At 62.4% G+C, this 22,977-nt stretch carries 25 protein-coding genes; 13 read left to right on the forward strand and 12 right to left on the reverse strand.

Annotated features, from left to right (window positions below; translation table 11 throughout):
* Positions 1 to 188: 188 nt before the first annotated feature.
* Positions 189 to 923: a GntR family transcriptional regulator gene (locus C1X29_RS25230; protein WP_007957169.1), complete on the reverse strand. Its 735-nt coding sequence runs from the start codon at positions 921 to 923 to the stop codon at positions 189 to 191.
* Positions 924 to 1,040: 117 nt separating this feature from the next.
* Here C1X29_RS25230 and C1X29_RS25235 point away from each other — a divergent pair, with 117 nt between their 5' ends.
* The 3 genes from C1X29_RS25235 (at position 1,041) to pcsA (ending at position 4,681) form a co-directional block, all read left to right on the forward strand.
* The gene (locus C1X29_RS25235; RefSeq protein WP_085748258.1) at positions 1,041 to 2,396 is read left to right on the forward strand and encodes an adenylosuccinate lyase family protein; all 1,356 of its coding nucleotides are present in this window, start codon (positions 1,041 to 1,043) and stop codon (positions 2,394 to 2,396) included.
* A 70-nt stretch (positions 2,397 to 2,466) separates the two neighbouring features.
* Positions 2,467 to 3,768, forward strand: a complete 1,302-nt coding sequence (locus C1X29_RS25240) for a cation:dicarboxylase symporter family transporter (RefSeq protein ID WP_102688473.1) — start codon at positions 2,467 to 2,469, stop codon at positions 3,766 to 3,768.
* Positions 3,769 to 3,958: 190 nt separating this feature from the next.
* Complete coding sequence (gene pcsA / locus C1X29_RS25245; protein WP_039767868.1) at positions 3,959 to 4,681, forward strand: phosphatidylcholine synthase; 723 nt, start codon at positions 3,959 to 3,961, stop codon at positions 4,679 to 4,681.
* Between the two features lie 51 nt (positions 4,682 to 4,732).
* Here the strand turns inward: pcsA and C1X29_RS25250 are convergent, their stop codons facing one another.
* The gene (locus C1X29_RS25250) at positions 4,733 to 5,545 is read right to left on the reverse strand and encodes a class I SAM-dependent methyltransferase (RefSeq protein ID WP_039767853.1); all 813 of its coding nucleotides are present in this window, start codon (positions 5,543 to 5,545) and stop codon (positions 4,733 to 4,735) included.
* 25 nt (positions 5,546 to 5,570) lie between these two features.
* On the reverse strand, positions 5,571 to 5,843 hold the full coding sequence (locus tag C1X29_RS25255) for a DUF4242 domain-containing protein (protein WP_007957179.1): 273 nt from the start codon (positions 5,841 to 5,843) through the stop codon (positions 5,571 to 5,573).
* Positions 5,844 to 6,073: 230 nt separating this feature from the next.
* On the opposite strand from C1X29_RS25255, the gene C1X29_RS25260 reads away from it, so the two are divergent.
* On the forward strand, positions 6,074 to 6,535 hold the full coding sequence (locus C1X29_RS25260; RefSeq protein ID WP_102718633.1) for a GNAT family N-acetyltransferase: 462 nt from the start codon (positions 6,074 to 6,076) through the stop codon (positions 6,533 to 6,535).
* Positions 6,536 to 6,553: 18 nt separating this feature from the next.
* Here C1X29_RS25260 and C1X29_RS25265 read toward each other — a convergent pair whose 3' ends face one another.
* The 3 genes from C1X29_RS25265 to C1X29_RS25275 form a co-directional block, all read right to left on the reverse strand.
* Entirely contained in the window at positions 6,554 to 7,768 is a 1,215-nt protein-coding gene (locus C1X29_RS25265; protein WP_102718634.1) for a cytochrome c biogenesis protein DipZ, read from the reverse strand.
* Positions 7,769 to 7,845: 77 nt separating this feature from the next.
* Entirely contained in the window at positions 7,846 to 8,142 is a 297-nt protein-coding gene (locus tag C1X29_RS25270; RefSeq protein WP_102718635.1) for a hypothetical protein, read from the reverse strand.
* Between the two features lie 29 nt (positions 8,143 to 8,171).
* Positions 8,172 to 8,441: a DUF2790 domain-containing protein gene (locus C1X29_RS25275; protein WP_007956290.1), complete on the reverse strand. Its 270-nt coding sequence runs from the start codon at positions 8,439 to 8,441 to the stop codon at positions 8,172 to 8,174.
* Positions 8,442 to 8,746: 305 nt separating this feature from the next.
* Between C1X29_RS25275 and C1X29_RS25280 the strand changes: the two genes are divergently transcribed.
* Together C1X29_RS25280 and C1X29_RS25285 are read left to right on the forward strand one after the other, a co-directional pair.
* Positions 8,747 to 9,487 (forward strand): response regulator, encoded by a 741-nt coding sequence (locus C1X29_RS25280; protein WP_011333526.1) that lies wholly within the window; start codon positions 8,747 to 8,749, stop codon positions 9,485 to 9,487.
* Complete coding sequence (locus tag C1X29_RS25285; RefSeq protein ID WP_102718636.1) at positions 9,484 to 10,791, forward strand: ATP-binding protein; 1,308 nt, start codon at positions 9,484 to 9,486, stop codon at positions 10,789 to 10,791. The genes C1X29_RS25280 and C1X29_RS25285 overlap by 4 nt, the downstream gene beginning before the upstream one ends.
* A gap of 59 nt (positions 10,792 to 10,850) precedes the next feature.
* Here the strand turns inward: C1X29_RS25285 and C1X29_RS25290 are convergent, their stop codons facing one another.
* Positions 10,851 to 11,600 (reverse strand): DUF2063 domain-containing protein, encoded by a 750-nt coding sequence (locus C1X29_RS25290; RefSeq protein WP_102718637.1) that lies wholly within the window; start codon positions 11,598 to 11,600, stop codon positions 10,851 to 10,853.
* A complete protein-coding gene (locus C1X29_RS25295; protein WP_102718638.1) occupies positions 11,593 to 12,432 on the reverse strand; it encodes a DUF692 domain-containing protein in 840 nt (279 codons plus the stop codon). Before C1X29_RS25295 ends, C1X29_RS25290 begins: the two co-directional genes overlap by 8 nt.
* A 343-nt stretch (positions 12,433 to 12,775) precedes the next feature.
* Here C1X29_RS25295 and C1X29_RS25300 point away from each other — a divergent pair, with 343 nt between their 5' ends.
* Positions 12,776 to 13,822, forward strand: a complete 1,047-nt coding sequence (locus tag C1X29_RS25300) for a class I SAM-dependent methyltransferase (RefSeq protein ID WP_102718639.1) — start codon at positions 12,776 to 12,778, stop codon at positions 13,820 to 13,822.
* Between the two features lie 81 nt (positions 13,823 to 13,903).
* On the forward strand, positions 13,904 to 14,746 hold the full coding sequence (locus tag C1X29_RS25305; protein ID WP_102718640.1) for an NAD-dependent protein deacetylase: 843 nt from the start codon (positions 13,904 to 13,906) through the stop codon (positions 14,744 to 14,746).
* Positions 14,747 to 14,756: 10 nt separating this feature from the next.
* Here C1X29_RS25305 and C1X29_RS25310 read toward each other — a convergent pair whose 3' ends face one another.
* On the reverse strand, positions 14,757 to 15,635 hold the full coding sequence (locus C1X29_RS25310; RefSeq protein ID WP_102718641.1) for a LysR family transcriptional regulator: 879 nt from the start codon (positions 15,633 to 15,635) through the stop codon (positions 14,757 to 14,759).
* A gap of 173 nt (positions 15,636 to 15,808) precedes the next feature.
* On the opposite strand from C1X29_RS25310, the gene C1X29_RS25315 reads away from it, so the two are divergent.
* From C1X29_RS25315 to C1X29_RS25325, 3 genes are read left to right on the forward strand one after another with little or no spacing between them, the layout of a single operon-like run.
* On the forward strand, positions 15,809 to 16,507 hold the full coding sequence (locus C1X29_RS25315; protein ID WP_102718642.1) for a CoA transferase subunit A: 699 nt from the start codon (positions 15,809 to 15,811) through the stop codon (positions 16,505 to 16,507).
* A gap of 24 nt (positions 16,508 to 16,531) precedes the next feature.
* Complete coding sequence (locus C1X29_RS25320) at positions 16,532 to 17,197, forward strand: CoA transferase subunit B (RefSeq protein ID WP_007956272.1); 666 nt, start codon at positions 16,532 to 16,534, stop codon at positions 17,195 to 17,197.
* Between the two features lie 11 nt (positions 17,198 to 17,208).
* Positions 17,209 to 18,390, forward strand: coding sequence for an acetyl-CoA C-acetyltransferase (locus tag C1X29_RS25325; protein ID WP_007956270.1), 1,182 nt, complete (start codon positions 17,209 to 17,211; stop codon positions 18,388 to 18,390).
* 106 nt (positions 18,391 to 18,496) lie between these two features.
* Here C1X29_RS25325 and C1X29_RS25330 read toward each other — a convergent pair whose 3' ends face one another.
* Positions 18,497 to 19,099 carry an NADPH-dependent F420 reductase gene (locus tag C1X29_RS25330; RefSeq protein WP_102718643.1) on the reverse strand — a complete coding sequence of 201 codons (603 nt, stop codon included), beginning with the start codon at positions 19,097 to 19,099 and terminating at the stop codon, positions 18,497 to 18,499.
* A gap of 115 nt (positions 19,100 to 19,214) precedes the next feature.
* Here C1X29_RS25330 and C1X29_RS25335 point away from each other — a divergent pair, with 115 nt between their 5' ends.
* Entirely contained in the window at positions 19,215 to 20,108 is an 894-nt protein-coding gene (locus tag C1X29_RS25335) for a LysR family transcriptional regulator (protein ID WP_085748314.1), read from the forward strand.
* Here the strand turns inward: C1X29_RS25335 and C1X29_RS25340 are convergent.
* Complete coding sequence (locus C1X29_RS25340; RefSeq protein WP_085748244.1) at positions 20,105 to 21,424, reverse strand: Nramp family divalent metal transporter; 1,320 nt, start codon at positions 21,422 to 21,424, stop codon at positions 20,105 to 20,107. The two genes, C1X29_RS25335 and C1X29_RS25340, sit on opposite strands and share 4 nt — an antisense overlap.
* 76 nt (positions 21,425 to 21,500) lie before the next feature.
* A complete protein-coding gene (locus tag C1X29_RS25345; RefSeq protein WP_102718644.1) occupies positions 21,501 to 22,040 on the reverse strand; it encodes a chalcone isomerase family protein in 540 nt (179 codons plus the stop codon).
* Positions 22,041 to 22,187: 147 nt separating this feature from the next.
* Between C1X29_RS25345 and C1X29_RS25350 the strand changes: the two genes are divergently transcribed.
* A complete protein-coding gene (locus C1X29_RS25350) occupies positions 22,188 to 22,961 on the forward strand; it encodes a hypothetical protein (protein WP_102688460.1) in 774 nt (257 codons plus the stop codon).
* Positions 22,962 to 22,977: the final 16 nt, after the last annotated feature.

Consider the following 22,977-nt stretch of genomic DNA (forward strand, 5'->3'; position numbering starts at 1 on the left):
AAGCCCACCCGCTCCCCCGCCGGTCGACGCGCCACCTGGTTGTCCCGCCGAGGCTTGGCCTCGCAGCAGTTGTTCAAGCAGATCACTGGTGTTCATGACGTCGTCCTCAGGCAAAGGGGTATGACTGCGTCAGGCAACGATAGTCCTCTTGATGCGATGTGCCAGCACCGTTGGGCTGACGCCGGGCATCAACCCGGACTCTTTTCCCGGCGCATCTGTGTCACCAGTGTGAAGCGGTCTTCGGGGTGCGTGGTTTCCGATACCACCATCAGCGCGCCGTCCTCGTCACGGTACTGGCGAATGATGTTCAGCCCCGGCGACCCGGCTTCGGCGTTGAGGCTTTTGGCGATCTCCGGACTCAGCAACACCGCGCGCACCTGTTGGTCGACCACGTCGATGTGCCGGCCGAAATGGCGCTCGATCAGCGCGGCGATCAGTTCGTCCGGATGCTGTTCGGCCAGCTCGATGACTTCGGCGTAGGTTTCCTGCGCGTAGACATCGGTCCAGCACAGCGGCGCCCGCCGGTTCTGTTCGTCGACGCGAATGCTCGACACGCAAAAATAATGCTCCCCCGGCTCCATGCCCAGGCGTCGGGCCTGGGCGATGTCGGCGACAAAACGGGAGACGTTCTGAATGCTGCGCATCTGGGTTTCCGCCAGGTGCACCAGGTCGGACACCGAGGCCAGCGACTGCGAGTACCCGCCCTTCGGCGAGACAGACTCGACGCGGGTTCCGACCCGCTTGCGCCGCGAGACCAGCCCCTGATTCTGCAACTGCGTAATGGCCGCCCGCACGGTGTGCCGGCTCACGTCGTACAGCTCGCACAGTTCGAACTCGGTCGGCAGCAGCGATCCGAGCGGATAGCGACCGCTGGAGATGCCCTCCATCAAGTCTTTTGCAACGACCGCATAGCGCGTGTTCATACCTTTCATCAGTCCCGATGGTTAAGCGAGTTGACAGTGTATCAGCGAGGGCGCAAGAATTATGTACGGACATAATAAATATGTCCGATCAATAACAAACATATTCAGGATTCCCTCATGTCCAGCACTGTCTTCGACTCCGCCCTGTTCCGCGACATGTTCGGCACCGCCGAGATGCGCAGCGTGTTTTCCGACCAAGCCCTGATCGAACGCTACATTGAAGTGGAAGTCGCCCTGGCCCGGGCCGAAGCGCGCTGCGGCGTGATCCCGGCGGCTGCCGCCGAACAGATTGCCGAGCTGGCAACCTATGCCTCGCTCGATCTGGCGCTGATGCAGCACGAGACCGAAATCGTCGGTTACCCGATCCTGCCGCTGGTGGAGCAGCTGTCGAAAACCTGCGGTGAAGCCGGCCGTTACGTGCACTGGGGCGCGACCACCCAGGACATCATGGACACTGCCGTCGTCCTGCAAGTCCGCGCTGCGCTGGCCATCGTCGAGCGCGACATTCAAGCGGTGCGCGGTTTGCTCGCCGACCTTGCCAAGCACTATCGCGACACGCCAATGGCCGGCCGCACGCATTTGCAGCACGCGCTGCCAATCACTTTCGGCTATAAGTGCGCGGTGTGGCTGAGCATGTTCGACCGCCACGCCGAACGTCTGGTGGAGCTGCGTCCACGGGTGGAAATCGGTCAGTTTGCCGGCGCGGCGGGCACCCTCGCCTCCCTTGGCGACAAAGGTCTGGAAGTGCAGGAAGCGCTGATGGCTGAACTGGGTCTGGGCGTGCCGCAAGCCACCTGGCACGTCGCCCGCGATGGTCTGGCGGAAACCCTGAACTTCCTCGGTCTGGTCACCGGCTCGCTGGGCAAGATTGCCCTCGACGTCATGATGATGATGACCAGCGAACTGGGTGAAGTTTACGAACCGTTCGTCAAGGGCCGTGGCGCTAGCAGCACCATGCCGCAAAAGCGCAATCCGATTTCCTGCGAGCTGATGTATGCCGCTGCCAAAGGCGTGCGCCAGCAGGCGGGTCTGATGCTTGACGCAATGATTCAGGACTTCGAGCGCTCCACCGGTCCATGGCAAGCCGAATGGATCGCCATCCCGGAAGCCTTTGCCCTCAGCGCTGCCTCGCTGGGTCAGGCGAAGTTCATGCTCGCCGGCCTTGAAGTGCGCACCGAGCGCATGCGCAAAAACCTCGACATGACCCAGGGCCTGATCGTCGCCGAAGCCGTAATGATGGGGCTGGCGCCAGCACTCGGTCGTCAGGTTGCGCATGACGTGGTCTATGCCGCCTGCCGCATGGCCAACGATCAGGGCACCAGCCTGCTCGACGCGCTGCTGGCCCAGGGTGAGGCCACCGCGCAACTGGATGTCGAGGAACTCAAGCGCCTGACCGATCCGGCCAACTACCTGGGCCTTGCGCCGCAGATGGTCGACATCGCCCTGGCACGTGAGGGTTCGGTCAAACGCTGATCCTCACCGGGCTCGCCGCGCGCGAGCCCTCTGCCCATCGCTCGCCAATAACAACAACGAGACCGCAGACATGACCACCCCCGACAAAAAACCGCTGTACAAGGACCTGACCTTTCAGGTAATCGCCGCCATGCTGCTGGGGATTGCCTTCGGCTTCCTCGCGCCGGAACTGGCGGCCAGCTTCAAGATTCTCGGCGACATCTTCCTCAAGCTGATCAAGACCGCCGTCGCCCCGCTGGTGTTTTTCACCGTGGTCCACGGCATCGCCTCGGCGGGCGACATCAAACGCGTGGGCAAAGTCGGCCTGCGTGCGTTGATCTACTTTGAAGTGGTATCGACCATCGCCCTGGCCATCGGCCTGCTCTGGGGCAACCTGCTGAACATCGGCTCCGGCATGCACGACGCTCACCCGAGCAGCGCCACTGCCGCAGCCGCCAGTGCCGCCGTCGCCAAGGGCCATGCCCCGGCGTCGACCCTGGACTTCATCTACGGGATTTTCCCGGACAACTTCGTCGGCGCCTTCGCCGGCGGCCAATTGCTGCAAGTGCTGGTGATTTCGGTGCTGTTCGGCTTCGCCCTGCTGGCGTTGAAACCGGAACGCCGCAGCGTGATCGAGGATAGTCTGAGTCGGGTCTCGGAGTGCTTCTTCGAGTTCATCAACCTGATCATGAAGTTCGCTCCGCTCGGCGCGTTCGGTTCGGTGGCGTACGCGGTTGGCAGCAACGGCTCGGCGGTGCTGATGTCGCTGGCCAATCTGGTGCTGATGTTCTACGTCGGCGTGGCGTTTTTCATCTTTGTCGTACTGGGTGCGGTCTGCCGTATTTCCGGATTCAGCCTGTGGCGGTTCCTCAAGTACATCAAGGATGAGATTTTCATCGTGCTCGGCACCGCTTCATCGGAAAGCGCCCTGCCGCGCCTGCTGCAAAAACTCGAGAAGTTCGGTTGCTCGAAACAGAGCGTCGGTCTGGTGCTGCCCACCGGTTATGCCTTCAATCTCGACGGCACGTCCATTTACATGTCGCTGTGCGTGCTGTTCATCGCCAATGCCTACGGTGTGCCGATGAGCTGGGAGCAACAACTGGGCACCATCGCGATCATGCTGGTCACCTCCAAAGGCGCGGCGGCGGTGTCCGGTGGCAGCTTCGTGGTGTTCGCAGCAACCGTCACGGCGATTGGCGTCCTGCCGGTGGAAGGTCTGGCGCTGCTGTTCGGCGTCTACCGCTTCATGTCGATGGCCATTGCCACCTGCAACACCATCGGCAATAGCGTGGCAACCGTGGTGGTGTCGAAGTGGTCGGGGGAGTTCACCGAGCAGACCGCCAAGGCTGAATACAGCCGGGTGTTCGGCCGCAGTCCGGAAGCCGCGCTCTGACGGTTACCGATGTTACATAAAAATGCCCCGGCCCTGCCGGGGTATTTTTTTCAGGGCCAGCTAATCTTCAAGAATGGGTGAACCTTGACCCGGCCCGACCGGTCGATAACTGCAACCCCGACCCGGTTGGTCGCCACCCTTGCTGCCCAAGGGTTTACGCGGCTTGCTGCACTTTCTGGAGAACGCCTTCGTGATATCGACCGTCCACATCGCCAGGCTCAAGGCCTGGGGCGCCCATGGTTTCACCGCGACCGGCGTGGTCACCGCCTTCCTGGCCACCCTTGCCCTGCTGGAAAACCAGCCGATCCACTGCCTGATGTGGCTGGGCGTGGCGCTGATCGTCGACGGCCTCGACGGGGCGCTGGCGCGCAAGGTCAACGTGCAGTCGGTGCTGCCGAGTTTCGACGGATCGATCCTCGATCTGGTGATCGACTACCTGACATACGTGTTCATCCCGGCGCTGTTCATCTATCGCTACATTCCCCTGCCTGACTACACCCTGCTGCTGACCGTGTCGCTGATTCTGGTGTCGTCGCTGTTCTGCTTCTGCAACGTCAACATGAAGAGCAAGGACAACTACTTCGTCGGGTTCCCCGCTGCGTGGAATGTGGTTGCATTGTGCCTGTACATCATCGATCCGGGGCCGTGGCTCACCTTCCTCACGGTGATTGGCCTGGCGCTGCTGACCGTGACCCGGATGAAATTCCTGCACCCGTTCCGGGTCCGCCGGTTCATGCCGATCAACATCGCGGTGACGGCGATCTGGTTGCTGTGCAGCCTGTCGCTGGTGCTGAACCACCCGGTGATCAACCCGCTGGTGATGGGCCTGTGGCTGCTGGCGTCGGCGTACTTCCTCGGCATCTGCATCTGGCGCACAGCGCTGGAGTGGTTCGACAGTGCGCATCTGAAATAGAAGCCCGTCGGGATCCCTGTGGGAGCGAGCCTGCTCGCTCCCACAATGGCTTCAGCGTTTGGTGATGACTACCTCCAGATACTCACTCGGCACCACCATCGATTCCGACCCCGCCCGATTCAGCCCATCGATCAGTAGCGTCAGATCCGTCTCCAGCGCCTGCCCGCTCTCGGGCGGCAACGCCGCGAATGCCTTGTGTACCGGGCCGTACCAGTGGCGAAACACATCAATGAAATGCGCCGCCGAGCGATAGCGGAAGTTGAAGTGGCGTCGAGTCACCTGCAACTGAAACTGGCGATCGTCGAAATGCGAATGCAGCCAGGCTTCCGCGCCCCAGTTCGAGGGCGGTTGCGCAACGGGTGGCGGTGGCAGGTAGCGACCGAGGGTCTTGAACATCTGGCCGACGAAACCTTCCGGTGTCCAGTTGGCCAGGCCGATCCGGCCACCACGGCGGCAGACCCGCGCCAGCTCCTTGGCCGCCTTCGCCTGATCCGGGGCGAACATCACGCCGAAGGTCGACAGCACCGCGTCGAAACTGGAATCGGCAAACGGCAGCGCTTCGGCATCGGCGACCTGAAAGGTCACCTCCAGATGCTCGGCGCGCGCCCGGTCCTGCCCGCGCTCCAGCAGCGCCGCGACATAGTCGGTGGACGTCACCAGACAACCCCGGCGTGCCGCCGCCAGCGTGGCATTGCCGTTGCCGGCGGCGACGTCCAGTACTTCTTCATCGCAGCGCAGGTCGCAGGCCTCGGCGAGGGTTTCGCCGACGATCTGCAAGGTGGTGCCGATCACGGCGTAGTCGCCACTGGCCCAGGCGACTTTCTGGCGTTCCTTCAGGGCAGTGAGATCAATGGGGGTACTCATGAATGGGGGCTCCACGGCAGAGGGGTCAATCGGCGGTCGTCGGATCGATGATGCTCGTCACCCGGGACACGCTATTGGCCGGAAATCCCCCACGCTTGGCGTGTTCGCGCACCAGTTCCTCGTTGGGTGCGATGTACACGCAATAGATCTTGTCGGCAGTCACATAACTCTGCAGCCACTGCACCTCTGGCCCGAGTTCACGCAGCACGTTGCAGGACGTTTGCGATACGGCCTTGAGTTCTTGCTCCGATAGCTTTCCGGCTCCTGGAATCTCGCGTTCAATCACGAACTTCGGCATGGCAACCTCGCTTTCTTTTTATGGATGTCAGAGCCGTTGGCGGCCCTGCTCGCCCACTATCGCGCGGGCGCTGTCCGGCGTCCCTGCCAATCGTCCGGAGAGCCCGTAAAACCGGGCGTTGGCCGATGAGTGGCGGGATTTTGTAAAGGCCCCGAAACACTGTCGGGGGGTTGCCAACGCGCCGGCTGATCGGCTCTCATGCAGACCCTCCCCCGAAACGGAATTCGATCATGTCCTTGCGCTTCGAATGGCTCGCCGATCACATGCAACACAGCGACACTTACGCGGCATGGATCCACCGCCAGTTTCACTACGAATATGCCGAGCAGCCCCTGGCCGAATGGCAGCGCGAATTTGCCGAGGGCCAGACCAATGGCGACTGGCGCTGCCTGATTGCGCTGGGCGGGGATCGACTGCTGGGCGGTGCGGCACTGGCCCGGGCGGACCTTGCCCTACGACCGGATCTGGGGCCGTGGCTGGCCTGTGTGCTGGTCAGCCCCGAATCACGCGGTCAGGGTCTGGCAGAGTGGCTGATCGACGGAATTGCCGAAGAAGCGAAACTCCGGGGCCTGCCGCGTTTCTACCTGCACACTCAAAGCAAAAAGGACTATTACGCCAAACGCGGCTGGACGGTGCTGGAGCGTTTTCACGCCTGGGGCAACGAACAATGGCTCATGGTGCGCGACCTGTGAGCCATTGAGTTTCGCGGTTTACGCAGCAGGTGCCTTGGCCTCTTTGAGCAGCTGTTGAATCATCTGCTCCTGCGCCTGGTAACTGCCTTCGCCAAAGTGGGTGTAACGCACCTGCCCCTTGGCGTCGACCAGGTAATGCGCCGGCCAGTACTGGTTATCGAAGTTGCGCCAGATCGCGTAGTTGTTGTCGATGGCCACCGGGTAGGTGATGCCGAGCTTGTGCACTTGATCCTTGACGTTGTCGATGATCCGCTCGTAGCCGTATTCCGGGGTGTGCACACCGATCACCACCAGACCGTCCTTGCCGTACTTCTTCTCCCACTCTTTGACGTACGGCAGGGTGTGCTGGCAGTTGATGCAGTCATACGTCCAAAAGTCCACCAGCACCACTTTGCCGCGCAGGGACTCAGCGGTCAGTTCCGGCGAGTTCAGCCATTGCACCGCGCCGGACAGCGACGGCATCGCACCTTTGCCGGCCTCGTCTTCGGTCGAGTCCGCACGGACTTTGCTGACGAAGTAGTCCACCACCTTCGGCACGTTTTCCAGCACGCTTTTCTCGACCGATGCCACGCCTTGGGACGAGGTGTTGGCCAGCAGCAGGTTGTCGGCACCGGTGGCGATCACCGCCGCCGTCGCCAGCACCGCAACACCCGCGCCGCGGCGGAACCAGCCAGTGAAAGGAATCGACGGTTTCAACCGATTAACCAGACCGCGACCGGCGAAGATCAGCGTCCCCAGCGACAACGCACTGCCCGCACCGTAGGCCAGCAGCAACAGGCTGGTCTGGGCGTTGGCGCCTTGCAGCATGGCACCCGTGAGGATCACGCCGAGGATCGGCCCGGCGCACGGCGCCCACAGCAGACCGGTGGCCACACCGATCATGATCGACGCCATCGGGCCGGTCTTTTTCCGCGCGTCGGGGTCGAGGCGATTGCCCAGCAGCACAAAGGGCCGGGCCAGCCAGTCACCGATGCGGGCGGAAATCAGCGACAGCGCAAACAGCACCATCACCGCCAGCGCAATGTGGCGACCGGTGTTGCTGGCCTCAATCACCCACTCACTGCTGACCACCGCCAGGCTGGAGATCAGGGCAAAGGTCAGGGCCATGCCGCCGAGGGTCAGCAGGATCGAAGAACGGGTGCGGTCGGCTCCGGCGAACAGAAACGGCACCACCGGCAAAATGCACGGGCTGAGGACAGTCAACAGACCGCCCAGGAAAGCGATGAGAAACATGAGGTTCACCTTTTGAATGAGGGATGGTCTGTTGACTGGAACGGGGGCCGCCCGTTACGGGCAGCCCCCTTCAATCCTCAAGCCGTCTGGTTGTCCAGCCATTGGCTTTGCGGCGTGCGGCTGGCACCGTTCTCGGCCAGCGTCTGGCCTTGCGGCGTATTGCTGGAACCGTCGGCAGCCAGTGTTTGGCCTTGTGGTGTGCGGCTGGTGCCGTCGGCGGCGATCAGGCCGTCGCTGCCCGGCTTGGCCACCGGTGCCAGTTGGAAGCAGGTGCTGCTGCCACAGGTGTTCTGTTCGACGGCAGCGTTGGCATGGGCCGCGACGCCGGCGAGGGAGAAGGCAACAGCGGTCAGATAGCGCGATACGTTGTTCATGGCGATGTTCCTTTTATAGAGGTGGGTAATCAGTTGTCTTCGTTGCAGCCGTCGGCGAATTTGCGGTAGTCGAGCACCTGGGTCTTGCCGGCCGAGTCGAGGTAGGTCAGGCGGGCGTCGACGATGCCGCAGGTCATCGAGTTGTCCTGTTTCAGCGACACGACTTTCTGGATGTCCAGGTGGCTGCCGTAGGAGTAGGTTTGCGGGGTGACATCGGCTTCGGCGCGGGCCGACAGGGTGCAGATGTTCAAAGCGGCAAACAGGCAAGCGGCAGCGATCGATTTGGTCTTGGTGTTCATGGCGTTTTCCTCGGGCTTCAATGGTTGAATCGTTGAGTGGGCCGAGGCGTTCTGTGTGTGCCTCGATGGAGCTCATTTAAAGCTCGCGAGGTATCGCGCATGTGTCGGCAAATGCCGTGTATAAATCGCTACGTATCCGCACGCGCCCGGGATACACAGCGATACAAAACCCTGTAAAAATCCGCTTTTTGCGTCGGCGTGTATCCGTCACAGCGCTGGATACACTGCAATACAAAGGCAGGCAGGCGGCCTCGCGCAGGCTCGATAGACTGCCCGGCAATCCCCTTTGATTGAGGTTTGGCCCCATGGAACATGTCGATCACATCCTGATCGTCGACGACGACCGCGAGATTCGCGAACTGGTCGGCAATTACCTGAAGAAGAACGGCCTGCGCACCACGGTGGTTGCCGATGGCCGGCAGATGCGCAGTTTTCTGGAAGCCAATACCGTCGACCTGATCGTGCTCGACATCATGATGCCCGGCGACGATGGCCTGCTGCTGTGCCGCGAATTGCGCTCGGGCAAACACAAGGCCACACCGATCCTGATGCTGACCGCGCGCAATGATGAAACCGACCGCATCCTCGGCCTGGAAATGGGCGCCGACGATTACCTGACCAAACCCTTCGCCGCCCGCGAACTGTTGGCGCGGATCAATGCCGTGCTGCGGCGCACCCGGATGCTGCCGCCGAATCTGGTGGTGACCGAAAGCGGTCGGCTGCTGGCGTTCGGTCGCTGGCAGCTCGACACATCGGCTCGGCATCTGCTGGACAAGGACGGCACCATGGTCGCGCTCAGTGGCGCGGAATACCGATTGCTGCGAGTGTTCCTCGACCATCCGCAACGGGTGCTGAGCCGTGATCAATTGCTCAACCTGACACAGGGCCGCGACGCCGATCTGTTCGACCGATCCATCGATCTGCTGGTCAGCCGCCTGCGCCAGCGCCTGCTGGATGACGCCCGCGAACCGGCCTACATCAAGACCGTGCGCAGCGAAGGCTATGTGTTTTCGCTGCCGGTCGAAGTCCTCGGAGCCCCCGCATGAATCTCGCCCTGCACTGGCCGCGCACCCTCGCCTCCCGCTTGTCGCTGATTTTCCTGATCGGCCTGATCCTCGCTCAGGCGCTGTCGTTCGGCGCGCAATATTACGAGCGCTACGAAAGCGCGAAAAACACCATGCTCGGCAACCTCGAAACCGACGTTTCGACCTCGATTGCCATCCTCGACCGATTGCCCGCCGAAGAACGCCCAATGTGGCTCAAACGCCTGGCTCGCAAGAATTACGGCTATCTGCTGAGCGAAGGCGAACCGGGTACACCGCTGGATCCGCAGGACGTGCCGATTGCCGTCACCTCGATCACCGACGCAATTGGCGAGGCCTATCCGCTGACGTTCACCGATATTCCCGGCCCGAAAAAACACTTTCAGGGGCACCTGCGCCTGAGCGACGGCAGCCCGGTGACCATCGATGTGCGCCCGTCGATGGTGCCGCTGTCGCCATGGCTGCCGGTGGTATTGCTCGGGCAACTGGCGCTGATGCTCGCCTGCACCTGGCTGGCGGTGCGCATCGCCATCCGCCCCCTCACCCGCCTCGCCAACGCCGTGGAAACCCTCGACCCCAACGCTCACCCGATCAACCTCGACGAAAAAGGCCCGAACGAAGTGGCCTACGCCGCCCGCGCTTTCAACTCGATGCAGGCGCGCATCGCCGCGTACCTGAAAGAGCGCATGCAACTGCTGGCGGCGATCTCTCATGACCTGCAAACCCCGATCACCCGCATGAAACTGCGGGCGGAGTTCATGGACGATTCGGCCGAGAAAGACAAATTGTGGAACGACCTCGGCGAGATGGAACATCTGGTGCGCGAAGGTGTGGCCTACGCCCGCAGCATCCACGGCTCGACCGAGGAAAGCCGGCGCACCAATCTGGATTCGTTCCTCGACAGCCTGGTGTTCGACTATCAGGACATGGGCAAGGAAGTGCAGTTGAGCGGCAAGAGTGAAGCGGTCATCGACACCCGCCCCCACGCGTTGCGCCGGGTGCTGGTCAACCTGACCGACAACGCGCTGAAGTTCGCGGGTGCCGCCGAGTTGCTGATTCAACGCGACAAGAGCAGTCTGTCGATCAAGGTCATGGATCGCGGCCCGGGCATCGCCGAAGAAGAACTGGCCCAGGTGATGGAGCCGTTCTACCGCGTGGAAAACTCGCGCAACCGCAGCACCGGCGGCACCGGGCTGGGGCTGGCGATTGCCCAGCAACTGGCGATGGCGCTGGGCGGTTCGCTGACGCTGAGCAATCGCGAAGGTGGCGGGTTGTGTGCGGAGCTGAAATTGCCGCTACAGGCCTGAACCAACAAAAAGCCCTGTGGGAGCCAATGCTCTCACAGGGCTTTTTGTTGTCGGTGAGATCAGTTGATGCCGATCACTCCGTCCTCATGCAGTTGCTGCAACAACGCCAGACCGCTGTCCATGAATGACATTGTTTCCGGCAACCCCGCCTCCAACGCCAACCCTTGCAGTTGCTCACGACCATTGAGCAACGGGAACTCCTCGATCCGCTGCAACAACCGCCACGCCAGCGGGCTCAGCTCGGAAAACTTCACACTGAAATCTACCGCACGCCGTACCAGCAACAACGTTGGCTGGGCCGGTGGTGTAGACGGTTGATGGTCAGGGCTGAGGATTTGCACCGGCCAGGTGTACGCCAACGGCCAGGCCAGTGCCGAAACCTGCAACGGCTGCTCCAGCAACTGCACCGGATCACTCGCAGGCAAGGCTTCGGCGTCGGACTGCTGCAACACCATTTCCACCCATTCGTAATGCGCCAGTTCCACCAGAAACGCCGGCCATTTTCCGTCATTCAACATCCCCGGCTCCGAAGCGAGGTAACCGACAAACTCCTCGGCGATCTCGCCGAATTTCGGCGTCTGCGCGCGGTAGTCCCGCAGAAAGCCGCGGATCAACGTGCGCCAGCGTTCCTGGCCGATGATCCGGATCAGCACCGGAAATGTGCTGCCCAGCAGTTGCGAGACATTGTTGAACACCAGATCGCGATAGACATTGACCCGCGCCGCGTTCATGGCGGCGGGTGGCGCTTCATGTTCTGGATCGCGCAAATAGCGGGTCAGGGCCTGTTGTTGCAGCAGAAGATTATCCACGCGGGCCTCCTTCGGTTTGTAGGCGGCGGATGGTTTGCAGTTCGGCCACCAGTTCAGAAAACGCCGGGAAATTGAAATCACGTTCCAGCAAGGTTGGCTGCGCGCCGAATCGGGCATAAGCGTCGACCAGCAACGACCAGACCACCGGTTTGACCGAGGCGCCATGGGTGTCGATCTTCAGTGTGTCGGACTCGTCGAAGTGCCCGGCCACGTGCATCCCGACCACCCGGCCCGGCTCGATGGCGGCCAGGAATGTCTGCGGATCGAAACCGTGGTTGATCGAATTGACGTAGACGTTATTGACGTCCAGCAGCAGATCGCAATCGGCCTCGCGCAGCACGGCGTTGGTGAAGGTCACTTCGTCCATGTCCTGGCGAGGCGCGGCGTAGTAGGAAACGTTTTCCACCGCCAGTCGCCGACCGAGGATGTCCTGCGCCTGACGGATCCGTGCGGCGACGTGGTGCACCGCCTCTTCGGTGAACGGCAACGGCAGCAGGTCGTAGAGGTGACCGTCGTCGCTGCAATAGCTCAGGTGTTCGCTGTACAGCGGTACTTTGTGATGATCGAGGAAGGTCCGCACTTCCCGGAGGAAACCGACGTCCAGCGGCGCCGAGCCACCGAGCGACAACGACAGTCCGTGACAGGACAACGGATATCGCTCGGCCAGCTCACGCAACGCGGCGCCATGAGCGCCCCCGACGCCGATCCAGTTTTCCGGGGCGACTTCCAGAAAGTCGAAATCGCCGGTGCGAGCGGCTTGCAGGTCTTTCATCAGGCCGCGACGCAGGCCGAGCCCGACACTGGCCTGCAAGGTGGGGTGGGGAATCTGCATGGGCAAGGTCTCTGCTGAGGAGCCGCCGGGGGCGGCGACTGACAGGCTCAGTTAAACCGGCGGGTGTATCGCGGCTGTGTGGGTAATGCGGGGGAAGTGGCGGGATTTGTATCGGCGGCGGGCCTGTACACAGTGGGATACAGACACCGTCGCGATACACAACCCCGAAATCCACACAGCCCGCTCCCGCCGGCGCCAACAGCGGCTAGACTCAATCAGTACCCAGTCGAGGGGGACGCAGGACAGCAGTGTCGCCCTGCCCGTTTCCACGACCACCGCCCGGTGGTGAATGCCTCGACCCCCAACGCCACCGGACTGTGATCCTGTCAAAGGAGCACATGAAATGGACGAGGCCAGACTCAACGAATTCATGGGCAAACTGGTCAACGACATGGGCGGCGCGGCGATGCTGGCCAATGTCATTGTCGGCGAAGAACTCGGCCTGTATCGGGCAATGGCCGACAGCCAGCCGGTCAGCCCCGAATCCCTCGCAGCAAAAACCACCTGCAACCCGCGACTGGTGCGCGAATGGCTGAGCGCCCACGCGGCGTCCGGCTACATGGAACACCACGACGGCAAATTCCGCCTGCCGGAAGAACAGGCGCTGGCCCTGGCCAAGGAGGATTCGCCGGTGTACGTGGCCGGCGGCCTCGGGGTGGTGGCGTCGTTTTTCCATGACAAGGACAAACTGGTCAAGGCCATGCGCGGCAACGGCGCCCTGCCTTGGGGCGATCACCATCCGTGCATGTTCACCGGCACCGAGCGCTTCTTTCGTCCCGGCTACAAGGGGCATTTGATCGCCGAGTGGCTGCCGGCGCTGGACGGCGTGGTGGCCAAACTCGAAGCAGGCGCCAAGGTCGCCGACATCGGCTGCGGTCACGGTGCGTCCACGGTGATCATGGCCCAGGCCTATCCCAACTCGCGGTTCGTCGGCTTCGACTATCACGCGCCTTCGATCACCGTCGCCACCCAACGAGCCGAAGAAGGCGGCGTCAGCAGTCGTGCGCGGTTCTTCCAGGGCACGGCGAAAAGCTATCCCGGTAATGACTATGACCTGATCTGCTATTTCGACTGCCTGCACGACATGGGCGATCCGGTCGGCGCGGCGAAGCATGCATTTGAATCGCTGAAGGACGACGGCACGGTGCTGCTGGTCGAGCCGTTTGCCAACGACACCCTGGACGAAAACATCACGCCGGTCGGGCGCTTGTTCTATGCCGCGTCGACATTCATCTGCACGCCAAATTCGCTGTCCCAGGAAGTGGGACTCGGTCTCGGCGCGCAGGCGGGCGAGTCGCGCTTGCGCAAAGTGTTTACCGAAGCAGGTTTCAAACACTTCCGGCGGGCGACGCAGACGCCGTTCAACCTGATTCTGGAGGCTCGCAAATAACCTCGGGCAGCGGACGCCTCTGAAAAGAGGTGTCCGTCGGTGCTAACCTGCAAGGCACTTACAGCCTGCGGAGCGCTGATCATGCTCGACCGTCCCCTCCCCGACCCGCTCGACTATCTGCAACAGGTCATGGCCGACGGCGACTTCATTGTGCTGACCGGCGCCGGCATCAGCACGCCATCGGGCATCCCGGACTACCGCGACACCGACGGTGTGCGCCGTGGCCGGCAGCCGATGATGTACCAGGAATTCCTCGCCGCCCCGGAATCGCGTCGGCGCTACTGGGCCCGGGCCATGCTCGGCTGGCCGCGCGTGCGCCAGGCACGGCCGAACGCGGCCCATGAGGCGTTGGCCAGTCTGCAAAGCCACGGACGGATCGGCGGTTTGATTACCCAGAATGTCGACACCTTGCATGATCAGGCCGGTAGTCACGACGTCATCGAACTGCACGGCAGCCTGCACCGGGTTCTGTGTCTGGATTGCGGTCAGCGCAGCGAGCGGGATTCGATTCAGCAACTGATGGAAACGCAGAACCCGTATCTGGCCGGCGTCGATGCCGTGCAGGCACCGGACGGCGACACCCTGCTCGACCCGGCTTTCGAGGCGCGCTTCCAGGTGCCGCACTGCCCGCATTGCGCAGGCGAACGGATGAAACCGGACGTGGTGTTTTTTGGCGAGAACGTGGCGCAGCCGACAGCAGCGCGGGCCATGGCGCTGGCGGAAAATGCCGCCGGGATGCTGGTGGTGGGTTCGTCGTTGATGGCGTATTCGGCGTTTCGCCTGTGCCGGGTGATTGCGGATCGGGGCAAGCCGCTGATTGCGATCAATCTGGGGAAGACGCGGGCGGATGAGTTGCTGGATTTGAAGATTGAGGGATCGTGCGAACAGCTGCTGCCGCTACTGGCACAACGCCTGACTGCATGACCTGCCGAGGTCAGTGTTCAGCCTTGAGAATGTCAAAAAGCGCCTGCGCCGCCGCCGACAGTTCATTCCCCGGATCCGTCAGCACGCCGATCGCCCGCTCCACCACCGGTTCGTGCAAGGTCAGGCAATGCGCGCCCAACTCGCGCATCTGCCCGGCACACAACGCCGGCACCGCACTGACGCCTAGCCCACTCGCCACCATGCGCCCGACTGTCGCCAGTTGATGGCTTTCAAATTCCACCGGCAGTTTCATGCCCCGGGCCTGCAAGTGTTCCTCCAGCATCACCCGAACCGTGGACGGTCGTTGCAGGGTGATGAACGGTTCCTGCAGCAAGGTCTGCCAATCAATGTCGCTACGGTCGGCCAGCGACGAATCCTGCGGCACGACGGCGACAAAGCGATCGCGGTAAAGCGGCGTGAACGTCAGCGAAGTGCTCTGCATCGGCTCGAACGCCACGCCGAGTTCGACCTGACGATCGCGCACCATTTCCAGCACTTGCTCATTGATCACGTCGTTGACCGTAACGTTGACGTTCGGATAACGCGCGCGGAAGGTCTTGAGGATCGGCGGCAGCAGGTTGCCGGCAAATGACGGCATCGCCGCCAGCGTCACCCGCCCGCGCTGAAGGCTGAAGCGCTGGCGCATTTCGTCTTCGGCGTTGTCCCAGTCGGCGATCAGGCGCCGGGCCAGCGGCAGCAGCGATTCGCCCTCCGGGGTCAGCGCCACGTTGCGCGTGTTGCGGCTGAACAGGCGCCCGCCCAGACCTTCTTCCAGCGCCTTGATGGTCAGGCTCAGCGCCGATTGCGACAGGTGCAGGCGCTCGCAGGCCACGGCAAAGCTCAGGCTCTGGGCCACGGCGAGAAAAGCGCGGATCTGCTTGATGGTCATGGTTGTGTTACTCGACGGACTAAGCTGAGCACCCGTCCGCCGACTACGGCGGACATTTAATGAGCTTTATCAATCAATCAACCTTAAAAATCAACTTAACAAATATATCCTTCAGCGCGACACTCCAGTCATTCGGCTAGCCAGCCGCCCGACAAACAATAAAAGAGGTGCATATGGCAGGTTTCGACAAGCGCGTGTATTCCTACGAGGAAGCCATGGCAGGTCTTGAAGACGGCATGACCGTAATCGCCGGCGGCTTCGGCCTGTGCGGCATCCCGGAAAACCTGATCGCCGAGATCAAGCGCAAGGGCACCCGCGACCTCACCGTCGTCTCCAACAACTGCGGCATTGATGGCTTCGGCCTCGGCGTGCTGCTGACCGACCGCCAGATCAGCAAGGTGGTGGCCTCCTACGTCGGCGAAAACAAACTGTTCGAAGAGCAACTGCTCAAAGGCGACATCGAAGTCGTCCTGACCCCGCAAGGCACCCTCGCCGAAAAAATGCGCGCAGGCGGTGCCGGCATCCCGGCCTTCTTCACTGCTACCGGCGTCGGCACTCCGGTCGCCGAAGGCAAGGAAGTGCGTGAATTCCACGGTCGCAAGTACCTGATGGAAGAGTCCATCACCGGCGACTTCGCCATCGTCAAAGGCTGGAAAGCCGACCACTTCGGCAACGTCATCTATCGCCACACCGCCCAGAACTTCAACCCGCTGGCCGCCACCGCCGGCAAGATCACCGTGGTCGAAGTCGAAGAAATCGTCGAACCCGGCGAGCTGGATCCGGCACACATCCACACGCCCGGCATCTACGTCGACCGGGTCATTTGCGGCACGTTCGAAAAACGCATCGAACAACGCACCATCCGCAAATAATCCAGGCTGACGGAGAACAAGAACATGGCACTTACCCGCGAACAAATGGCTCAACGCGTCGCCCGCGAAATGCAGGACGGCTACTACGTGAACCTCGGTATCGGCATCCCGACCCTGGTCGCCAACTACATCCCCGAAGGCATGGAAGTCATGCTGCAATCGGAAAACGGCCTGCTCGGCATGGGCCCTTTCCCGACTGAAGACACCATCGACGCCGACATGATCAACGCCGGCAAGCAAACCGTGACCGCGCGCATTGGCGCGTCGATCTTCAGCTCCGCCGAATCCTTCGCAATGATCCGTGGCGGTCACGTCGACCTGACCGTACTCGGCGCCTTCGAAGTGGACGTGCAAGGCAACATCGCCTCGTGGATGATCCCCGGCAAACTGGTCAAGGGCATGGGCGGCGCGATGGATCTCGTAGCCGGCGCGGACAACATCATCGTCATCATGACCCACGCGTCCAAGGACGGTGAGTCCAAGTTGCTGAGCCAGTGCAGCCTGCCGCTGACCGGCGCCGGTTGCATCAAGCGCGTGCTGACCGACCTTGCCTACCTGGAAATCGAAAATGGCGCTTTTGTCCTCAAGGAACGCGCACCTGGCGTCAGCGTCGAGGAAATCGTCGCCAAAACCGCTGGTAAACTGATCGTCCCGGATCACGTACCGGAAATGCAGTTCGCTGCCGAGTGAGGAATTCGAAAATGCAAGACGTCGTCATTGTTGCCGCCACGCGTACCGCGATCGGCAGTTTCCAGGGATCGCTGGCCACCGTCTCCGCCGTGGATCTGGGCGCAGCGGTCATCCGCCAGTTGCTTGAGCAGACCGGCCTGGACGGTGCTCAGGTCGATGAAGTGATCATGGGCCAGGTACTGACCGCCGGCGCCGGCCAGAACCCGGCGCGCCAGTCGGCGATCAAGGCCGGCCTGCCCCACGCCGTACCGGCCATGACCCTGAACAAGGTTTGCGGCTCGGGCCTCAAGGCTCTGCACCTCGGCGCCCAGGCGATCCGTTGCGGCGACGCTGACGTGATCATCGCCGGCGGCCAGGAAAACATGAGTCTGGCCAACTATGTCATGCCGGGCGCGCGCACCGGTCTGCGCATGGGGCACGCGCAAATCGTCGACACCATGATCAGCGACGGCCTGTGGGATGCGTTCAACGATTACCACATGGGCATCACCGCCGAGAATCTGGTCGAGAAATACGAGATCAGCCGCGAGCAGCAAGACGCCTTCGCCGCTGCGTCGCAACAGAAAGCCGCCGCAGCCATCGAGGCCGGTCGTTTTGTCGATGAGATCACCCCGATCCTGATTCCGCAGCGCAAAGGCGATCCGGTGGCGTTCAAGGTCGACGAGCAGCCACGCGGCGACACCACCGCCGAATCCCTGGCCAAACTGCGTCCGGCCTTCAAGAAGGACGGCAGCGTCACCGCCGGCAACGCTTCATCGCTGAACGACGGCGCGGCTGCCGTCATTCTGATGAGCGCCGAAAAAGCCAAGGCCCTGGGCCTGCCGGTCCTGGCGAAAATCGCCGCCTACGCCAACGCAGGCGTCGACCCGGCGATCATGGGTATCGGCCCGGTGTCCGCCACTCGCCGCTGCCTGGACAAGGCTGGCTGGAGCATCGGCCAACTCGACCTGATCGAAGCCAACGAAGCCTTCGCCGCACAATCGCTGGCGGTGGCCAAGGATCTGCAATGGGATCTGGACAAGGTCAACGTCAACGGCGGCGCCATCGCCCTCGGTCACCCGATCGGTGCATCGGGCTGCCGCGTGCTGGTGACCCTGCTCCACGAAATGATCAAGCGTGATGCGAAAAAGGGTCTCGCGACCCTGTGCATCGGCGGCGGTCAGGGCGTGGCCCTGGCGCTGGAACGCGCTTAAGCGCAAAAGAGGTTCAACAGCGGGCGGCGGATCCACGACATCCACTGCCCGTTGGCAACAAACCCGGTACGACTCACGTCGCACCGGGTATTTTTTTGCCCGGTCATCAGCCAAATTTTACCAGATTCAGCACCGGCAACGGCCCGCCCGGGAACTGCACCAGTCGCGCACCCACGCTCAACTCGCCCAGATCGATACCGAAGAAGCCGAGCTGATCGATCAGCGCTCCCACTTCAGCCTTGGCCTGCGCATCATCGCCGGACAGGAACAGCACACGCTTGCCCCCCTCCGACGCCGGATCCGCTTCCAGCAAACGCGCCAGCAAGTGGTTGAACGCCTTGACCACCCGCGCGCCCGGCACCCATTCGGCGAACACTTCGCTGGACGGCCGCCCCTGCAAATCCACCGGTTTGAACGATGGCGCTTCAATCGAATTGTTGGCGTCGATAACGATCCGTCCACCGAAGTCCGGGAGCCCGGCCAGTGCGGTCGGCAGTTTCGACCAGTTCACCGCGACCAGCACGATGTCCTGAGCCGCTGCTTCTTCACGGCTAACGGCACGGGCAGTCGGGCCGAGTTCCGCGACCAGCTCGGCCAGGGTCTCCGGCCCGCGACTGTTGGCGATGACCAACGGGATGCCCTGACGCGACAAGGCTTTGGCAAACGCTGAACCGATGGCGCCAGCGCCGATGATTCCGATAGTGCTCATGGTGTTCTCCTCAAAGTGGGGGTAAGACTCGAAACGAATCTTGCGCTTGCCATTCCCACTTGATTAGCCGGTAATGTCTTGAATGATCTTCAAGCATCGCTATCAGGTCGAACCTATGGAAACCCTTGCCAATCTGGAATCTTTCGTCCGCAGCGCCGAGACCGGCAGCTTCTCCGCCGCCGCACGGTTGCTGGCGCTGACCCCGGCGGCGGTCAGTCGCAACGTGGCGATTCTTGAACGCAACCTCGGCGTGCGGCTGTTTCAGCGCTCGACCCGCAAGCTGTCGTTGACCGAGGCAGGTGAAGGTTTTCTGGCGAGCATCGGCGGCAACCTCGACGCCTTGCAGGCAGCGATTGCGACGGTGGCGACCGAGCGCGGCGAGCCGGCAGGCGTGCTCAAGATCAGCCTGCCGCCGACGTTCGGCATCGATCACATGCTGCCGCTGCTGCCGGAGTTTCTGGCGCGCTATCCGCTGATTCGCCCGGAATGGCACTTCGAGAATCGTCAGGTGGATCTGATCGCCGAGGGCTACGACGTGGCGATTGGTGGCGGCTTCGAACTGACGCCCGGCGTGGTCGCCCGGCCATTGTCGTCCGCCGAAGTGCTGGCGGTGGCGTCGCCGACGTATCTGGCCGGCCGCACACTGCCGCGACATCCGGCTGATCTCGCCGATCACCACGGCATCGTCATGCGCGGCCTGCGCACCGGGCGCCTGCGCCAATGGCAGATGCACAACGAAGCCGGCGAACAGGCCAGCGCCCTGCTCAACCCGAACATCGTGCTGAATGACCCGATGGCCATGCGCACCGCGGCGTTGTTGGGTCTGGGCGTGACGATGCTGGTGCTGCCCGATGTCAGTGCGCAGATCGAACGCGGTGAACTGGTGCGACTGTTGCCCGACTGGCAATGCGATGCCGGCGCGATTTCGCTGTACTACCCCAGCCGCACTTTGCTGCCGGCCAAGACCCGGGTGTTCATTGATTTTGTGGTGGAAGCGTTTGGCCGTTAGGCCGCCAGCTGCAGAATCAACCAGGCATTCGCCCCGCTGATCACCACAAACAATCCCCACGCGAGCACCTTGGTCGGCAACCGGTTCACAAACGGCCCCATCAGTTGCTTGTCGTTGGTCATGCGAATCAGCGGATACAGCGCAAACGGCAGTTGCAGGCTCAACACCACCTGGCTCAACACCAGCAACTTGCCCACCGCGCCGTCGCCCATCAGCCACACGCCGATGAATGCCGGAATCAGCGCCAGCCCACGGGTGATCAGGCGCCGCTGCCAGCAAGGGATCCGCAGGTTCAGATAGCCTTCCATGATCACTTGCCCGGCGATGGTGCCGGTGAAGGTCGAACTCTGCCCCGAGGCCAGCAACGCCACGCCGAACAGCACACTGGCCAGCGCGCCGCCCACCAATGGGTCGAGCAAGTGATAGGCGTCCTGGATGTCGACCACGTCGGTGTGTCCGGACTGATGAAAGGCTGCCGCCGCGAGAATCAGGATCGCCGCGTTGACCAGCAACGCCAGCGCCAGCGAACCGATGGTGTCGATGCGCGCCAGTTTTACCGCGTCCTGCTTGCTGGCCAGATCCTTGCCGATCAGCCGTGTCTGTACGATCGACGTGTGCAGGTACAGGTTGTGCGGCATGACAGTGGCGCCGAGGATGCCGATGGCCAGGTACAACGGCGCGGCGTCGCTGATCGCCGACAGTGACGGTTTGAAGCCTAGGGCGACGTCCGGCCAGTACGGTTTGATCAACAGCAATTCAACGAAGAAACACGCGCCGATGGTGCCCACCAGCACCAGCATGATTGCCTCCAGCCGGCGGAAACCACGGTTCTGCAGGGCCAGCACCAGCAATGTATCGAATGCTGTCAGGGCGATGCCGAACGTCAGCGAACACCCCAGCAACAGGTGAAACGCCAGCGCACAGCCGAGCACTTCTGCCAGGTCGGTGGCGATGATCGAGATTTCCGCCAGCACCCATTGCAGCCGCGCCGTCGGAGTGCTGTAGCGTTCGCGGGACAGCTGCGCCAGATCGCGCCCGGTGGCGATGCCCAATCGCGAGCACAGACATTGCACAACCATGCCCGCCAGACTCGCCAGCAACACTACGAACAACAGGCTGTAACCGAAGCGCGAACCGGCCTCGATGGCGGTGGCCCAGTTGCCCGGATCCATGTAGCCGATCGACACCAGCAAACCGGGGCCGGCAAAGCGCAGCACGCGTTTGAAGAACGAGGCGTTGGGATCGACCGGAACACTGCCGGCCACTTCCGGCGGGCAGAACGGCGCCGTGGCGATTTTGGGCAAGCTGAATTTCACGCACACATCCAGAAACAAGTCGAAAGACGCAGCTTAGACGTTTCAGTCGGCGCGCCCAAGCGCAGATGTGCTGCGATCAGGGTTTGGCAGTACCCAGCAGTTGCTGGCGCAGTTCGGGATTGCGCGTGCGTGGATCCAGCCAGATATTGAAAAAAGCCCGGGCGAACAGAGGGTCATTGATCTCGTGCTGCAACTGTTGGCCAACAAAAAACCGCGCGCCCTGCCCTGGCAGATACACCCCGGTGATCCGCGTGCCGGCCTGCACGTCGACGAACGATTGCTGCATCTGGGCCTGCCACACCGCCAGTTGCGCAGGACTGATGGAGGCGCCTGCCAGGCGTTTGATCTCGTCGACGCTGGCCTTGACCAAATCTTCGCGGGACACGCTGCGCCGATAGATCAGCTCCAGGGCGAAGGGCTGACCATCGGCCAATGGACGCGCGGCGCTCCACAACCGGGCGTTGTAAACGTCGAAACCGAACACGCTGAAATCGCCGGTGCCGATGATCTGCGCGCCGGGCACCGCGTCTTGCCAACTGGCCCAAGTGGGTGTCAGCAACAACGCCCACAAGCCGATCCCGCAGCATCCACGCAACAACTTCGGTGTATTGCTCATCGCGGTATCGACTCCGGTAAACCCTGATACTCAGAGCATAGTCGGCTATTGCGCTCGTCATTTTGTATACATGTTTTGCATGCATATGCAGCAATCCGTGAACCACAATGCTAACGTGGCCCTTATTGACCCGACGGAGACACCTGCGTGCTGATCCTCAAACTGCTGCTGATTCCCGGTTTCCTGCTGCTGATTTCCCTCGCGGGCAAGCGTTGGGGCCCCAGCGTCGCCGGGTGGCTGTCGGGGTTGCCAGTGGTGGTCGGGCCGATTCTGTTTTTCCTCGCCATCGAGCAAGGCCCGGCGTTTGCCGCGCAATCGGCGGTGGCGGCGCTGTCGGCCATGTTTGCGATGATCGCGTTTTGCATCACTTACGCGCAGGTGGCGCAGCGGGCGAGCTGGCCGCTGGCGTTGGTGGTTTCTTTATCGGTCTGGGCCGTGCTGGCGTTGATCCTGTCGCTGATACCGGCCTCTCTGCCCTTCTCGATTGCCGCCGCTGCAACTGCCCTGCTTGCCGCGCCATACCTGTTTCCCAAGGTACAACCGGTGGTAAGTGGCCCGGCGCCGAAGTCGGACAAACTGGTCTGGCGGATGATCGCCGGGGCCGCGCTCACGCTGGTGGTGACGATGCTGGCCAGCACCGTCGGCGAGCGCTGGAGCGGTCTGCTCGCGGTGTTCCCGGTGCTCGGCAGCGTGATGGCGGTGTTTTCCCAGCAGACCCGTGGCCCGGCGTTTACCGCCGCGTTGTTGCGGGCGACAGCGACGGGGATGTATTCGTTTTCGGCGTTTTGTCTGGTGCTGGCGCTGACGGTTCCCAATCTGGGTTTCGGCGGTTTCGTGGTGGCCGTGGCCATTTCGGTGGCGATGCTGGGCGTCACCCGGCAGTTGCTGGCCAAACCCGCGCCGGCACCGTCGCCGAACTGAACCCGCCCGGACAAAC

Origin of the sequence: Pseudomonas sp. GW456-12-10-14-LB2 (assembly GCF_002884345.1) — a bacterium.
Lineage (GTDB): Bacteria > Pseudomonadota > Gammaproteobacteria > Pseudomonadales > Pseudomonadaceae > Aquipseudomonas > Aquipseudomonas paraglycinae.